The organism is Actinoplanes sp. NBRC 103695 (assembly GCF_030269485.1).
Classification (GTDB): Bacteria; Actinomycetota; Actinomycetes; order Mycobacteriales; family Micromonosporaceae; genus Actinoplanes.
Map to the genome: position 1 here is coordinate 100,754 of NZ_BSTL01000024.1, position 15,586 is coordinate 116,339.

The 15,586-nt window shown below is 69.5% G+C and carries 11 protein-coding genes, 1 pseudogene and 1 riboswitch; of the genes and pseudogenes, 5 read left to right on the forward strand and 7 right to left on the reverse strand.

The window, feature by feature from the left end; translation table 11 throughout:
• Positions 1-76 precede the first annotated feature (76 nt).
• The 7 genes from QSK31_RS35440 to QSK31_RS35470 form a co-directional block, all read right to left on the reverse strand.
• The gene (locus tag QSK31_RS35440; RefSeq protein ID WP_285689020.1) at positions 77-904 is read right to left on the reverse strand and encodes a hypothetical protein; all 828 of its coding nucleotides are present in this window, start codon (positions 902-904) and stop codon (positions 77-79) included.
• On the reverse strand, positions 898-1,947 hold the full coding sequence (locus QSK31_RS35445) for a hypothetical protein (RefSeq protein ID WP_285689021.1): 1,050 nt from the start codon (positions 1,945-1,947) through the stop codon (positions 898-900). The genes QSK31_RS35440 and QSK31_RS35445 overlap by 7 nt, the downstream gene beginning before the upstream one ends.
• Positions 1,948-2,090: 143 nt before the next feature.
• Positions 2,091-2,393: a hypothetical protein gene (locus QSK31_RS35450; RefSeq protein WP_285689022.1), complete on the reverse strand. Its 303-nt coding sequence runs from the start codon at positions 2,391-2,393 to the stop codon at positions 2,091-2,093.
• A gap of 10 nt (positions 2,394-2,403) precedes the next feature.
• Positions 2,404-2,790 (reverse strand): hypothetical protein, encoded by a 387-nt coding sequence (locus QSK31_RS35455; protein ID WP_285689023.1) that lies wholly within the window; start codon positions 2,788-2,790, stop codon positions 2,404-2,406.
• 232 nt (positions 2,791-3,022) lie between these two features.
• On the reverse strand, positions 3,023-4,252 hold the full coding sequence (locus QSK31_RS35460) for a hypothetical protein (RefSeq protein WP_285689024.1): 1,230 nt from the start codon (positions 4,250-4,252) through the stop codon (positions 3,023-3,025).
• Positions 4,253-4,831: 579 nt separating this feature from the next.
• Positions 4,832-5,959: a cobalamin B12-binding domain-containing protein gene (locus QSK31_RS35465; RefSeq protein ID WP_285689025.1), complete on the reverse strand. Its 1,128-nt coding sequence runs from the start codon at positions 5,957-5,959 to the stop codon at positions 4,832-4,834.
• Positions 5,956-8,100, reverse strand: a complete 2,145-nt coding sequence (locus tag QSK31_RS35470) for a bifunctional diguanylate cyclase/phosphodiesterase (RefSeq protein ID WP_352244530.1) — start codon at positions 8,098-8,100, stop codon at positions 5,956-5,958. Before QSK31_RS35470 ends, QSK31_RS35465 begins: the two co-directional genes overlap by 4 nt.
• 331 nt (positions 8,101-8,431) lie before the next feature.
• A riboswitch (cyclic di-GMP riboswitch) is annotated at positions 8,432-8,505 on the forward strand.
• Positions 8,506-8,520: 15 nt separating this feature from the next.
• On the opposite strand from QSK31_RS35470, the gene QSK31_RS35475 reads away from it, so the two are divergent.
• The 5 genes and pseudogenes from QSK31_RS35475 to QSK31_RS35495 all read left to right on the forward strand — a co-directional run bounded on the left by QSK31_RS35475 (position 8,521) and on the right by QSK31_RS35495 (position 15,568).
• Positions 8,521-8,934 (forward strand): hypothetical protein, encoded by a 414-nt coding sequence (locus QSK31_RS35475; protein WP_285689026.1) that lies wholly within the window; start codon positions 8,521-8,523, stop codon positions 8,932-8,934.
• 116 nt (positions 8,935-9,050) lie between these two features.
• Complete coding sequence (locus QSK31_RS35480; RefSeq protein ID WP_285689027.1) at positions 9,051-11,102, forward strand: DUF5305 family protein; 2,052 nt, start codon at positions 9,051-9,053, stop codon at positions 11,100-11,102.
• A gap of 197 nt (positions 11,103-11,299) precedes the next feature.
• Positions 11,300-12,696: pseudogene (locus QSK31_RS35485) on the forward strand (PAS domain-containing sensor histidine kinase); the annotation flags it as partial.
• Positions 12,693-13,523 carry a response regulator gene (locus QSK31_RS35490; RefSeq protein WP_285689028.1) on the forward strand — a complete coding sequence of 277 codons (831 nt, stop codon included), beginning with the start codon at positions 12,693-12,695 and terminating at the stop codon, positions 13,521-13,523. The pseudogene QSK31_RS35485 and the gene QSK31_RS35490, both read left to right, overlap by 4 nt.
• A 2-nt stretch (positions 13,524-13,525) precedes the next feature.
• A complete protein-coding gene (locus tag QSK31_RS35495; RefSeq protein WP_285689029.1) occupies positions 13,526-15,568 on the forward strand; it encodes a hybrid sensor histidine kinase/response regulator in 2,043 nt (680 codons plus the stop codon).
• Positions 15,569-15,586 lie beyond the last annotated feature (18 nt).

Consider the following 15,586-nt stretch of genomic DNA (forward strand, 5'->3'; position numbering starts at 1 on the left):
TGGCTGCAACGCCTCGGCCTGCTGAACGTGCTGTCCAGCGCCCACGTCCGGGACGCCTCGAACGACTTCGCCCTCGCTACGAGCGGCCGGTGAGCGGCGCCGCGGACCGGGCGACCTGCTCCTGCCAGTACCTCTCGAACGGCAGCGCGGCGACCCGTTCCGCCTCGGCCCGGATCTCCCCGTCCAGCCCGGCGATCAGCCCCCGGTTGGCGTCGAACCAGCTCAGCAGCGCGACCACGGCCTCCGGCTGTCTTTGCTCGGCGGCCAGCACATCCAGCAGCACGCGTGCCAGGGCCGCCGCGTCGGTCGTACCCACCGGAAGAAGCGCGAGAATCCCGCGCACCGCGCCACCGGGCCGCTCCGGGATCCGCAGGATCCGGCCCACCAGGCCGGGCACGTCGGACTCCGTGCGCAGCAACAGCTCGAACCCGGCGACGTAACAGATCGCCGGCTTGCCCCGCAGGCTGCTCTCCACTCCGTCGCCGTCCCCGGCCCAGCCCCGGATGACCTCGACCGCGAACGGCAGATCGTCGAAGGCGTCGATCAGCGTCCGCACCACGGGCGGCTCGCCCAGCACACACAGCACCGGCGCCGGCCTTCCCGAGCGTGCCTGATCCCAGTAGGGAACCTCGCGCAACGAGTCCGGTGGGAAGGCCGGCCCGTCCGGGTCCAGCCGTCTCTCCGGCGGACGGCTCGTCTCGCCCTGAACGGTCACCGGCTCGCCGGCGCCGAAGAGCACGCGACCAGGCTCGATCTCCGCGGTCACCCGGTAACCCGTCCCGCGCGCGGCGGTTGCCGCAGGAGCGTCGGCCACCACCCGCGCGGTGCCGGTGAACGCCGCCGACGCGGACTCGACGACGGTGAGCCAGCTCGGCGGCTCGGGTGAGCGGCGCGACCTCACCACGTCGAGTGCTCCTCGGTCGCGACGTCGTTGGCGACCGGGTCCTCGTGCAGCGGCCAGATGCCGCCGGAGCCGTCGCCCGTACCGGTCACCTTGGCCCCCGAGGCCGGATCGGCCGTGACCACGCTTGCCGCCGGCGAGCCCGGGTTGACGGTGACCGTGGTGCCGTAACCGACCTCCCAGTCGGCGTAGCTCAGCGGGATGGCCGTATCCGAGTTCTTGTCCTTGACGGCGAGCCAGCTGCGGAACCGGTCGCGGCCGTCGGTGCGGACCAGGTGCTGTTCGTCGGCGCCGCTGCCCAGCTTCCACGGCTGGGTGGAGCTCGGGGTGTCGGACATGGTGCTCACCTTGGTGCTCGGGTCGGTGGCGGCGAACTGGTCGACGGTCTCCGGGCCGTACCACGGCACCTGCCCCGCGTCGCCGTCCCGCACCGGGATGGCGCTGAGGGTGTCGGACACCTTCTTGCGGTCGCTGAAGATCTGGGGGAGCAGCTGCTCGAACAACCCCGGCGTGTGTCCCGGCGGCTCGTAGTAGAAGTTGCGCGTGGACTCGAAGACCGTCTGCAGGAAGCCGATCTCGTAGTCGCCGATGCGGGCGGCCGGCCCGGTGGCCGTCACGCTGCCGGTGGCGCGGTACCGCTGGCTCGCCACCCGCAGGTCGGCGCCGTTCTTGGTGAACGCCAGCGGGTTGGCGACCGTGGCGGCGAAACCGCTGGAGGTGAACGTGACGGCGCCGGTCAGCGATGCCGCCCCCGCGCCGAGCCCGATCACCGACGCCGCGTTGGCGATCGCGCTGTCGGTCGTGGAGTACCGGGCCGCGTCGCCGGAGCGGCGGCTCGAGGAGGCGCCGAGGGCTTGCGCGACGGCCCGGTTGCCGGCCGTCCCCTGCAGAGCGAGCAGCGCCCGGCTCGCGGACGCCGGCGGATCGCCCCGCTCGGACGCCGCGGTCAGCAGCTCGTCGTCAAGCTCGGCGCGGACCCGGTGGGAACCCATCCGGTCAGTGTGTCCGTCCAGGTCGAGGCGGGCAAGGACCGCCGGGACAGCCATCCGGGCAGGCTACAGCGGATCCACGGTCGACCGGTCCGGTCAGCAGGGAATGCTCCACGGCCCCGATGCCGGACGACCTGGCGACGCCCTACACTTCGCGACGCAGCGGCGCCCCGCCCGAGTGGGCGCCGCTGCCCTCTGTCTCACAGGCGAAGGAGGGCATTGCCGCCGAGCATGATCAGCATGCCGACGGCGATCACGCCCCAGGCGATGCCGAGCCGGCGGGACGCGGTCTCCGGCCGGTTGTCGGCCATCGCGCGCACCGCGAAACAGACTCCGGCCAGGTTGACCGGGATGCCCACGACCAGCAGGCCGAGCACCGACCGCGGGGTGCGGTCGCTGTCCTGCGCGACGAGCAGCGCGAGCATCAACGGCACCGCGACCGCGAACACGACCGCGGCGAGCCCGCCGGTGAACCGCATCGACCGCGTCGGGTCCGAATCCATGTCTGCCCCTTCAGAACAACGTGATGATCAGGCCGAGCTCGCGCGCGGCGGTGTCGCGGCAATGGTCGGCGAAGGACCGCAGATCGGCGAGCACCCGGGCGAACGCGCCGTCATGCGGGTCGCCCTGCCGCACCTTGTAGACACCGTTCCGGGCCATCTCGGCGACAGAGAACCCGCGGCGTGCCGCGGCGACGTCCAGGGCGTCGATCCGGTCCGCCGTACCGGCCGGGAACGCCGGATCCGAGCACCGCCGGCTTCCGGCGAAGCGCTCGTCGCCGAACCGGACGCCGAACGACGGGTAGTCCTCGGCCGTCGCCCGCAGCGCGGGGTCGGCGCGGATCGCCCGCACCGGATCGGCGTCCAGCGGGACCGGGATGCTCTTGAAGTCGAGGCCCACGCCGCTCACTTCAGTAAGGGGTCATCCGTGACCGACGACCGATGTGCCGGCGGCGCCGGATCACGAGGCTCTGGGGATATCCGCGTTGACAAGATCAAGGACGTTCCGGACATCGCCGGCGAGTGGTACCGGGAGATCGTCTCATGGGCCGCCGCCACGCCCGGGGCGGGCCAAGACCTACCAGGACGCCGAGTGCCCGTCCCGGACCTTCACCGACCTGACGCCATCGTGGTCACGGTTCCAAACCGCGGTCGTTCAGCGCCGAGCCGAGGAGCAGCTCCCGGTTCTCCCAGGCCAGCGCCAGACAGGCCGCCCCGGAGGGGGCCAAGGTGTGGCCCAATCGTTCGACGGTGCTCTGTGTGAAAGGGATGTTCTTGATAACGCCGCCCTCGGAGTTCTCCTCGACCACATCGGGAAAAGCTGTCGAGAAAAATTCCTCGTCGAACACGGCCACGGTGAGCCAATCGGCCGTTAATGTCAGAGGGTCGAGGCCGAAGCCAAAGCAGTAGACGCTGAGTTTGTCGTCCTGAATGCCCTGCTCGAGTCGGCCGAACAATCCCTGGTCGTAGTCAATCGGCCGACCCGATTTAGCGCCGGAGTATTCATCCTCACCGAGCAGTTCCTCGGCGAACTCTCGCATCACATTTCGCCAGAGATTCAAGTCGTCCTCGAGGTAGCCCTGGGGCATCCTCGATGCGGGCTGAAAGGCGCCGGCCGGAATTACCTGATAGAGGTCCGTGGCGATCGCCAATGCGATTCCACTGCGTTCGTGCAGGAAGATGATGGGATCTGCGGCCCGGCGCCTCACGATCGTCAAGGTGCCGATGGACGGAAGAACTACACGACGATCCATCGCCAGTGCGTCCCGGAGAAACTCGCTGCGCAGGCGGAACTTCTGGCCGACTTCGACCGACATCTCGTGGGCCAGGGCTTCCGAAACGTCGATCATGTCGAAGTACTGGCACATGCCGAACGTCACCCACGGCGGATCGGCGGTCAAATCGAACGCGGTCATTCGGTAACTGGGCTGGTTGCGGAAGATGCCGGGCGGGCACAGTGCGGCCATCGCGGAGCTGTAGGAGTCAAAACGCTTGCCGGGTGCCCGGAACGGCAGAACGTGGCGGGTCAAATCGGCGATGGCAGGGTCGGTGCCGGCGTCATCCGAATCCCAGCGGCATTCTATGTCGGTGAGCTTGACGGGGCTCTCGACGAGCCACCGTTTTTCGGCGAGCAGGGTCGTTCCGGCGACCCGGAACAGGTTTTTGTCAGCACCCAGATGGATTTCGGCTGCTCGCTGGCTGAGCCGCAGCCGGCTGGCGTTCATCTGCTGTCGCTGGTGAATGAACTCGGCCTGAGAACTTTTCACCTTGCGCTCGCGCGCCGCCGGTCTCAGGTTGAACAAAATGGTCACGCCGAGCGCGACGAGGCCGACCGCCGGACCGACGAAGGCTAGCGTTTCCATCGAAGGCTCCCAAGACTTTGAGATCAGATTTTCGATTGTGCGGCGCCCTTTACCATAACGGCGAGGGTCAGCCCTGCCTGACAAGCCGGCAGCGCCGCCTGCACGCGGTTCCGCAGACCGAGGCGCGCCAGGATCAGGCGGCGACCTCGCCGCGGAGCGCGCCGATCGGCAACGCGCGGACCGGTCGGAGAAAGGCGCGAGGTGACGCTGTCGTGTGCGCAGACCGCCGACAACGTGCCGACCAGGGCGACCACCAGTGCGGACGGCAGGGCGAACGCGAGGACCAGCCCGCATGGGCTGGCTCGGGCCGGCTATATCGAGGTGCCCCGGGATCCGGATCTGGCGTATGAGTTCCTTCAGGTGCAGTGGCGGACCAGCCAGCACCACGGCGTGGAGATTCGGAGAGGGCGATGACGTCGACGTCGCATTGCCGATGCAGCCGAAGAACGACGCGGCCACGCCCGGGTGCGAGCGCAGGCCGGCCGCAGGGACACCGCGACACACCGGCCGGACACGGACCGGGACCGGCTCCGCGAGGAACGCGACCATCTTCGCCAGCACTCCGCCGGCCCGGAAGAGCTAGTCCGGACCTACGCCGTCGTTCGACGAACTCTCGATCGAAGATCGAGCCCTGCGAGACCGGGCTCGGACATCGTCAGCAACTGTGGCACCGCTCGGCGACACCGGCCGGTCCTGAGACTGTCCGGCGAGATGTTGCCTGGCCCGGTGCAGAGCGGCGGTGACGCTGGGTGCCGGAGCGGTGGGTGGGCTGGTTCCGAGGAGGGCCGTGAGGCCATGGGTGACCGCGTCGGGTGGTACGCATCGGGCTGCCAAGACGTCGTTGAGCCAGTCGCACTGCTCCGCGAGCAGGGTCGGGTCGTCCAGCAGCAGCGTGACGCAGGCCATGTCGAGCAGGTGCGCCAGGTCCGCGCGGGTGCGGTCTCGTTTCTCGGGGGAGTAGTCGTCGACGACCGGCATCAGTGAGGCGAGGGCGCCCGTCGCGTCGTCGGCCCAGCCGGACAGCAACGACTGCCCGGCCCGGTAGGCGTCCAGTCGGGCAGTCACGTCGTGGGTCGGCGTGTGCCGGGGCCGGCGGGTCAGCAGTTCGACCGCCCCGGCCGCGTTCGTTGCCCACCCGTCCGCCCCGAGCGCCCGCGCCCGTCGGGGGCCGTTGCCCAGTGCCCGCCCGCCGACGTAGACCGGCAGTTCCAGGGCGCGGATGGCCTGTACGGCCCGCATCAAGGCAGGCAGCGCCATCGGCACCGCACAGCTGAGCAGCACCGCGTCGGGCCGGTGCCGGACCAGATGGTCGACCAGGATGTCGGTGGGGTGCGAGGCGCCGAGGAAGCGCACCGGCCAGCCGTGGGTGACGAGCACCTCAGCCACCATGCGCGCTGGCAAGCTGTGCCAGTCGCCCTCGGCGCAGGCCAGCACCACCTCGCCGTGCATGCGGGGGGCGTTGCATTCGGCCGCGGCCGCCGAGAGCCCGGCCTCAGCGACCGCGGTGGCCGTGTGTTCGTCGACGACCGTCCAGACGGCCGTCTGCCACAGCGATCCGACCTGGGTCATGGCCGGTGCCAGCCCCTCGTCCACCAGTTGGTCCAGGGCCATGCCGTTGCGGATGAGGGTGGCGCACTGCGCGGCGGCCGATCTTCGGTCGGGTGTGGCCAGGTCCAGCAGGAGCATGTCGGCCAGGGGCAGGCTCACGTGGACAGCACCTCGACCGCCAGTTCCGGTTGACCCGGCCGGGAGGCCAACTCGAAGCGGTCTCTGCCTGCCTGCTTCGCGGCGTACAGCGCGATGTCGGCAGACAGGACGGCGGTGCTGAGGTCGCCCGCCTCCACGGCGGTCACCCCGGCGCTGAAGGTGACGGGATGCATCCGCTCGGAGTGCCACCGTCGGCGCAGGTTCTCCAGCGCCTTGAGCACGCCCTCGGGCGTGGTGGCGGGCATGATCAGCAGAAACTCCTCGCCACCGAGCCGGAATACCAGGTCGCTGGAGCGCAGGTGCTGGCGCATCGCCCGGGAGAACGCGACCAGTATCCGGTCGCCCTCCGCGTGACCGTAGGTGTCATTGACCTGCTTGAAGTGGTCCAGGTCGACCATGGCGATCGAGTCCGCGTCGTGCAGCTTCCGGACTCGGGCCAGCCCGCGGCGGTTGCCCAGTCCGGTCAGTGGGTCGGTGTCGACCTGGTCGGTGAGCCTGGCCAGGCGGGTGGCCCGGTCCGCGGCGGTCCGGGCGTCCTCGACCAGGCGGGGCAGCAGTCGCTCCAGGTCGTGCCGGGCGGGGCTGCCGACGGGGGCGACCGGCAGGAGCGGATCGGCCTCACCGAGGCTGACGTCGATCGGGATCGCGTCGGCGGGGCAGCGCATGGCCGGCACGGTGGCGCCGCCGAGGTCGGATACGGCACGCATCAGTACGCCGACCGCCTGTTCGACCGAGTCCACCCGCAGCAGCGCGCGGGCGCCGTCAAGGAGGACCTGCGTGGTGTCTTTGGCGGTGCCGGTGGACGGGGCAGGACCGCGGTTCTCGGTGGCGACGGGCCGGGAGTCCAGCCATGCGTCCAGGTCGGCTGCGGGCATCGGCCGGGCGAACCAGTAGCCCTGGCCGCGGACCACACCCGCGGCCAGGAGGAGGTCGACCACGGGTTGGGTCTCGATACCCTCGGCGATCACGTTCAGGCCCAGTTCGTTCGCCAGGTTCAGGATGGCTTTCACGATGGCGAGGTCCCGGACGTCGGTCTCGATATCGGCGATGAACGCACGGTCAATCTTGACGACGGTGGCCGGTAGGCCCTTCAGCGACGCAAGGCAGGAGTAGCCGGTTCCGAAGTCGTCGATCTGGCACTCCACCCCGGCGGCGGCCAGCCGTCGCAGGACCGTGATCGCCCGCTCATCGGCCATCGCCGACTCGGTGACCTCGACCGTCACCAGGCCCGTCAGCGCGGCCAGCGTCGTCACCAGCCGTTCGCAGTAGGCCGGGTCGACCAGGCAGACGACGCTCAGGTTCACCGCGCACGGCAGCGACCGGCCTGCCCGCGCCCAGGCGTGGGCCTGCTCGGCGACGGTGTCCAGGACGACCGTGGTCACGGCGCTGATCAAGCCGTACCGCTCGGCCAGGTCGATGAACTCGGCCGGCGGTACCAGCCCGCGGACGGGGTGCCGCATGCGCACCAGCGCCTCCACCGAGACCGCCTGCCCGGTCCGCAGGTCGACGATCGGCTGATAGTGCACCTCCAACTGACCGGCCGCGATCGCCACCCGCAGTTCCGCCACCCGCAGTTCCGCCGCCGGCCCTGACCGGTCGCCGGCCTGGTCCCGCGCCGAGGCGTCGTACAACGCCCAGGACCAGTGCCCGGAATTCGCCGTATGCATCGCGGACCTGGCGCCGCGGAGTAATGCCGGTCCGGATGCCGGACCGGCCGACCACGACGCAACCCCCACGCTGGCCGCCAGCTGTACCCGGATGTCCTGGCCGGCCTTGGCCGGGTCGGTCAGCACAGAGATCAACCGGGTGACCGGGTCGTCCGGGCCGGCGCCGGAGGCGGGGGCGAGCGCCGCGAAGACGCCCTCGTCGATGCGGGTGACCCGCCATCCGAGGCGGTCGAGGCCCGTCAGCCGGGTCGCCAACTCGCCCATGACAGCATCGCCGGCGGCCGTCCCGAACGCGACGCGGATGTCCCCCCTGAGGTCGTTCAGACCCAGCGTCAACATTACGACCGGCTGACCGTCGGAGGCGGTCCGGACGCGAGCGTCCAACTCGCGTTGGAACTCCCGACGGCGCTTCAGGCCTGCCAGGTGGCGCATCTTCCGCGGTTCGCCGCCGGGCCGGCGCCGTGATGTCGCCATGGATTCCCCCTGTAGCGCACCCGGCCGCGCTCGGTTTCTGACCTTCTGATCGGCATCGGAGGTGGGTCGCTTAATTTTCAGACCACGTCCGCTACGACGCCCGGCCCCCCGACGTGATCACCGCCCAAAGACGAGAACGCGGCCGCATCCACAGCGAACGCCACCAACGCCGGGCCCGGCCGGGCGGACAGCGCGTCGGCGGGCGGGCTCGGCCGGCCGCAACCCAGTTGCACTGGGGCGGGCACGTGCATCGCTACCGGCGGGGCGCAGATTTTGGGGTGCACAGAGACCGGCGTTCATCTGGCCCCCGGGCCAACGTGGCAGTCGGGTCTATCGATAAGGGCAAACCCGGTGCGAGTCGGGGACGCAAAGTCACGGGACCGTCAGGTCAGCCGGACTACCGAAAGAGAGCAGAGCCCCATGAACCTACCGATCAAGCTTCTCGGATCATTGGCAGTGGCCGGCATGGTCGCCGCCGGCGGCACCGCCTTCACCGCGTCCGGCGTAACCGGCCCGGCTATCACCACCCAGGCCGTCGGCGTCGGCTCGGCGATCCAGACCGTCACCGGTGCCGCCATCAGCACTGTCCACTACAACGCCACCGAGGAAGACATCGACTCGATCGCGTTGGTGTTCGCTGCTCCGCTCCAGCTCGGGTCCACCGTCGATCTCGGGGTCTACAGCGACGCAGGTACCACACCGATTGGCGCGGCTTCGGTCGACTGCGTCAACAACGTCGGCTCAAACCGCCTCAATTACCTCTGCACCATCACAGCATCCGACGGCGTCGTCACCAGCGCCACACTGAAGCAGATCACCGTCACGGTCGCCTGAGCGTGGGCGGTCTCTGACCGATGACTGTGATGCCGGTTCGCCCCCTTTGGGGCGGGCCGGCATCTGGGCTTTGGTAGCGTCAATCCGGGGTGGGCATGCGCCGCAGACTGTGGCTGGTGGTGACTGTGGTCCTGGCCGGGACCTTGGTCCTCGGCGGGTGGGCCGCACTGACCCACCGGATCTCCTACGTCGTCACCAACGGCGTCAGCATGCAGCCCCTCTACCGCGCTGGGGACCTCGTCGTCGTGGTGCGCTCCTCCTCGTACCACCGCGGTCAGATCGTCGCCTACCACGGCGGGGGCGTCACCATCCTGCATCGCATCATCGGCGGCGACGCGGACGGATTCACCACCAAGGGCGACAACAACCAGTCCATCGATCCCGGGCACCCCAGGGCGGCGGATCTGCTGGGCCACGCCGTCCTGCACATCCCGGCCGGCGGCATCTGGCTGCGGCGGCTGACCAGCCCACCGGTGCTCGCCGGCGCCGCGTTCATGCTGGCGATGGGTACCGGCACCGCCGTGCGGCACCGCAGACGACGGAGGCTACGCATGGCCGGCACGAACATCGAACCGCCCGCGGCGCCGGGCATGACGGCGGCACTGGCCGCCCTGCGCTCACCCCGGCTGCGCGTCGCCGCGCTCGTGCTCGCCGCGCTCGGCCTGCCCGGCGCTGCGCTCGGCATCGCGGCGTGGACCCGGCCGCCGTCTCGGTCCGTGCCCGCGCCGCAACCCCCGGCCCGCACGGTGACCTTTTCCTACGCGACCACGGTCGAACCCACCGCGGCCTACGACGGAACCGTCGTCACCTCGCCGGATCCGGTGTTCCGCACGGTGGCCAACGACATCGTGGTCACCTACGCCTACACCGGGCCACCCGGTCAGATCTCGGTGGCGGCCCGGCTGTCCAACGCCAGCGGCTGGCACTCCACCGTGCCGCTCTCACCCGGACGGTCCTTCTCCGGCACCGCCTACACCGGCACCGTGCACCTGGACCTGGACGCGCTGCAGGCACGGGCCGATACCGGCGCCGAGGCGACCGGGATGGGCTCGGGCGAGGTGGAGGTGGCCATCGTGGCGCGCGTCGCCACCGCGACCGGGACGCCGTTCACCCCCGCGCTGAAACTCAAGCTCACCCCGGCGGTGCTGACCGTCGCCGACGGCGGCCTCGTCGTGACGGACCCCGCTCCGAAGCCGACCAGCATCGTCGTTCCTCAGACCCTCGCCGCCGGCGGCCGGGATCTCGTCCGAGTCTCCACCGCCCGCGCCGTCTCGGCCGCGCTGCTGCTGGGCTCCCTGCTGGCCATCGCCTTCCTGGTCGCCGCCCGCCGCTACCGCCCGGTCGCCGAGGAAGAGGACATCCAGCGGCGCTACCGCCCGCTGCTCGTCGAGGTGACGCCGACAGCGCCCCCGGCCGGGCGCCAGGTCGTGCGGGTCACCAAGTTCCGCACGCTGGTCCGCCTGGCCGAACGGTACAGCCTGCTCATCACGCACTGGCCCACCGAGGACTCCACCATGTTCTCGGTGCAGGACGAATCGACCACCTACTGGTACGCGACCGGCTCCGGCACCTGGCCGGTGCCGATCACCACAGTGGCCGTACCCGTGGCTGCTCCGGCCCACGAGGACACACCAGACCCGTCCCATTGGGAACTGTCCATGCCCGAGGCCAAGGACGACGTGACCGACCTGGCCAACGGGTCGCTGTTTCAGGAAGAGGTCCGGTTCGCGATCGACACGACCGGCGGCACCCGGCTGTGCCTGATGCTCATGGACCTGGACGGGTTCACCGCCGTCAACGACGAACACGGGCGAGCGACCGGTGACGCGGTGCTGATCGAGGTCGCCGAGCGGCTGCGGAGGGCGGTGCGCCCCCGCGATCTGGTTGCCCGGCTGGAGGCCGACAACTTCGGGATCCTGCTGGAAAATGTCGGGCACGCCGCCGTCGAGGGCATCGCCAAACGCATTCTGCGCATCGTCAACGAGGCTATATCCATCGACGGCCGCACGCTCAGCGTGCAGGCGAGCCTGGGTATCGCGCAGTCTGACGCCGCCCAGGACGCCGCCACGCTGATCGAGCACGCCGGGGCCGCCCTGGTCGCCGCAAGGTCCACGGCCCCGGCCCAGGTGGCGTGGTTCGCCGGCGACACCGAGCCCGAATCGCCCTGAATCGCGTTCTGCCGGATTCTGGTTCCGCCCCGGCACCGCATCAGGCCCGCCACGACCATCCCCGGTCACGGGATCCGGGCAACCTCCCCCTCGATCGGCCACGCTCACTATCATGAAATAGCGTAGCTTTTCCGACGTACGGGGATGGATAGGTGGTTGCCGTGTTGGAGCATGCGTCACGGGCAGCGGACGCGGTCCTGGAGGCGGCACCGGACGCCATCGTCGGGGTGGACTCCGGTGGTCGGATTCTGCTGATGAACGCGCAGGCCGAGCGTCTGTTCGGGTATGCCGCGACGAGTTGATCGGTCAGACCGTCGAGATGCTCGTCCCAGCTGTGGCTCGGGACATGCACCGCGGGCATCGCGCTGCCTACCTCACCGACTCCGCCAACCGGGCCCTCGGGTCCGCGCTGGAGATGGCCGGTCTCCGCAAGGACGGCAGCGAGTTCACCATCGAGATCGCCCTGTCGGCCGTCAACACCGACGAAGGCTTGATGGTCGTCGAAGCGGTCCGCGACATCAGCGACCGCAAGAACGCCGAGGCCAAGTTCCGGTGGATGATCGAGGTCGCCCCCGACGCCATCCTCGGCGTCGACACCTCCGGATCCATCGAACTGGTCAACGCCCAGTGCGAGCGCCTGTTCGGGTACGGCCGCGACGATTTGATGGGCCAGCCGGTCGAGATCCTGCTCCCGCTCGGGCTGCGCCCGGTCGATGCCGGCCAGGTCGGCGCCGGGACCGAGTTGGCGGCGCTGCACAAGGACGGCACCGAGATCCCCGTCGAGGTCAGCTTGAGTGCCCTCGAGACACCGGGCGGGCGCCTCACCATGGCCGCGGTCCGCGACATCACCGATCGCCGCCGCTTCGAGAAGCTCCTGCGGGAACAGAACATCGAGCTGGAACGGGCCAGCCAGGCCAAGGACAACTTCCTGGCCAGCATGAGCCACGAACTACGCACTCCGCTCAATGCCATCATCGGCTTCACCGGCACGGTCCTGATGAAGCTCCCCGGGCCGCTCAACGCCGAGCAGGAACACCAGCTACGCCTCGTGCAGACCAGCGGCAAGCACCTGCTGTCGATCATCAACGACCTGCTCGACCTGGCGAAGATCGAATCCGGCCGCGTCGAGATCGCCCTGGAACCGGTCGACTGCGGCCGGGTCGCCGAAGAGGTCGTGCAGTCACTGCAGCCGACGGCCACCGGCAAGGGCCTCGTGCTCTGCGTCGAGGGATCGGACGCACCGGTGATCGCCATGGCGGACCGTCGTGCGCTCGGGCAGATCCTGATCAACCTCGTCAACAACGCGATCAAGTTCACCGACACCGGTGAGGTCCGAGTGTGCGTGATCCCCGCCAACGGCGAGGGGCTGCGCATCGAGGTCCGCGACACCGGGCCCGGCGTGCCGGAGATCGACCTTCAACGGATCTTCCGGGCGTTCGAACGCAGCGCCGCAACCACCAAGGCGTCCGAGGAGGGCACCGGGCTCGGGCTGCACATCTCGCACAAGCTCGCCGAACTGATCGACGCCGCGATCACGGTGACCAGTGTGGTCGGCCAGGGCAGCGTCTTCACCGTCACGCTGACCGGGCCGTGACACAGCCCGCCTCGGGCGCCCGCATCCTGGTCGTCGAGGACACCCCGCACAGCCTGCAGCTCATGCAGTACATCCTTGAGGCGCACACCCACACCGTCGTCGCTGCGGTCACCGGCGAGGAAGCAGTCCAGTTCGCCCAGGCGTCACGCCCCGACCTCGTCGTCATGGACCTGCAACTACCCGGCATCGACGGCTACGAAGCGCTGGCCGCCCTCCGCGCGACACCGAGCCTGGCCACCGTGCCGGTCGTGGCGGTGACCTCGTTCGCGATGGTCGGCGACCGCGACCGGGCACTGGGCGCCGGTTTCGATCACTACATGACCAAGCCGATCGACCCGGAGACCTTCGCCGCGGAGATCGGCGCGCGCCTGCCCGAGGGCCTGCGCGGACACCCTCCCGTCCCCGACGAGGACCACCACCGTGGGACTGCCGAACCGGAGTTCGCCGGACAGTACACGGTCGACGTCCTGGCCCTCGACGATTCCCCGATCAACCAGACCCTGCTGCGCAGCGTGCTGGAACCGCACGGTTACCGGGTGCGGACCGCGCTCACGGTCGAGGACGCGATCGCCGCCGTCGAGGCCGAGCAACCCGATCTGGTGCTCTCCGATATCCACGTCGGCCGGCAGTCAGGCACCGAACTGCTGTCGTACCTTCGCGGCGTGCCGAGCCTCGCGGTCCTGCCGTTCGCGTTCGTGACCAGCACCGCCGACTGGCAGAGTCCGCTGATGGACGGCGGCGCGGCTCCCGTCATCAACCGTCCCATCGAGCCGGCGGCGCTGCTCGAAAGAGTAGGCGCCCTGCTGCACAGCAATTCCGGATCCTGACCGTGGCCATCATCCTGGTAGTCGATGACCACGCCACCAACCGCGAGCTGGTGCGCACCGTCCTCGGATACGCCGGACATCAGGTGATCGAGGCCCACGAGGGTGCCGAGGCCCTGTCGATGGCCCACGCTCAGCACCCGGACCTCGTCCTGACCGACATCCTGATGCCGGGCATGGACGGCTACGAACTGACCCGGGAACTGCGGGCCGCCGAGGACACCGCCCGCACCCCGATCGTCTTCTACACGGCCAACTACCTCGAGGCCGAAACCCGCCCCTTCGCCGAGGCCAGTGGCGTGGCCCGAGTCCTGCTCAAGTCCTCGGATCCACAGGAACTCATGCACACTGTCGACGAAGTGCTCGCCGAGGGCCGGACATCCGCGGGATCCGTCGACACCGCCAAGGCGGACCAGAGCTACCTGCGCGCGGTCAGCGCGAAACTGTTCGACAAGGACAAAGCCCTCAGCGATACGGAGACACGGTTCCGGCTCATGGCCGACGCCTCGCCGGTCGGCATCGTCTTCGGCGACCACGACGGGTACGCCAACTACGTCAACACGAGACTCACCGAGATCATCGGCCGGCCCGCGGAGGATCTGCTCGCCCTGGGCTGGCTGTGTTGTGCCGGCGACGTGGACCACGATGCCATTCTCCGTGTGGCGCGAGGCCGTGAAGCCCGCGACGGCCGAGACCAGTACCGCTGCCGCGTCGAGCAGCCGGGCGGGAATGTGCTTTGGGCCAACGTCCAGGTGAGGGCGATCCACGACGAGGACAGCGAACACGCCGGTTTCATCGCCACCGTCGACGACGTGACGGCCCTCGTCGAAGCCGACGAGCGGAGCCGGGCCGCGGAACGCGGGCAGGACGTCGAGGCCAAAGACCGGGCCACCGAACGGCTGGAAAGCCTCAGCACGCTCGCCGGCGGCGTCGCCCACGACTTCAACAACATCCTGGGCTCCGTTCTCGCGTTCGAGAACTTCGTCTCCGAGTCCATCACCGAGCTGGCCGCGACCGAACGGCTGGACGCCGAGACAAGCGTGGCCCTGCTCAGCGATCTGACACAGATTCGCAAGGGCGGGGAACGTGCGGTCGGCCTCACCCAGCAACTGCTGACTTTCGGCAGCAGGAAGGTCATCAATCGCTCGGCGATGGACCTCAACCAGGCCATCCGGGAGTCCAACGCACTGCTCGCGCCCACCGTCGGGACAAGGCTGCGGGTGGTCACCGACCTGGCAGCCGATCTAGGACCCGTGGCCGCCGAACCTACCGTCGTGGCCCAGATCCTGCTCAACCTCACGGTCAACGCGGATCAAGCCATGCCCGACGGAGGGGCGCTCGCCATCGCCACCGCCAACGTCGAAGTTCCCGCCGATCAGCAGGACCCCATGCCGATACCGGCGGGCCGGTACGCGCGGCTGACGATCCGGGACACCGGACACGGAATGACAGCGGAAACCCTCAAGCACGCCGTGGAACCGTTCTACACGACCCGAGGGCGCGGCATGGGCACCGGACTCGGACTCGCCACCGCGTACGGCATCGTCAACCAACTCGGCGGCACCCTGCACATCAAATCCAGCCCAGGCCACGGCACCACCGTCACCATCCACCTGCCGCGCACCGATCAACCCGTCGAGACGCCCGCAGACGAAGCCACCCCGGCCGGCGGCACCGAAACGATCCTGGTCGCCGAAGACGAAGACGGCATCCGCGACACCCTCACCCGGACCCTGTCCAAGGCCGGCTACGCCGTCCTCGCCGCCGCCACTGGCCCCGCCGCGCTCGAACTCGCCGCCCACCACCCCGGAACCATCCAGCTTCTGCTCAGCGACGTGATCATGCCCGGCATGCTCGGCGACGAACTCGCCGAACACCTGCACGAAAAACGACCCGACACCGGAATCCTGTTCATGTCCGGCTACGCGGGCGACCTCATGAACCGATACGGCGTCCTCAAACCCGGCGTCACCGTACTGCCGAAACCGTTTACCACCACGGCGCTACTCACCGCCGTACGAACCGCCCTCAGCACCGCGGCGAAGTGACAGACGCGCTGGATGGCG

Coding starts and splice junctions, on each gene's coding strand:
- QSK31_RS35445 (WP_285689021.1), bottom strand. CDS start 1,947: ATGGCTGTCCCGGCGGTCCTTGCCCGCCTCGACCTGGACGGACACACT.
- QSK31_RS35450 (WP_285689022.1), bottom strand. CDS start 2,393: ATGGATTCGGACCCGACGCGGTCGATGCGGTTCACCGGCGGGCTCGCC.
- QSK31_RS35460 (WP_285689024.1), bottom strand. CDS start 4,252: ATGGAAACGCTAGCCTTCGTCGGTCCGGCGGTCGGCCTCGTCGCGCTC.
- QSK31_RS35470 (WP_352244530.1), bottom strand. CDS start 8,100: ATGGCGACATCACGGCGCCGGCCCGGCGGCGAACCGCGGAAGATGCGC.
- QSK31_RS35475 (WP_285689026.1), top strand. CDS start 8,521: ATGAACCTACCGATCAAGCTTCTCGGATCATTGGCAGTGGCCGGCATG.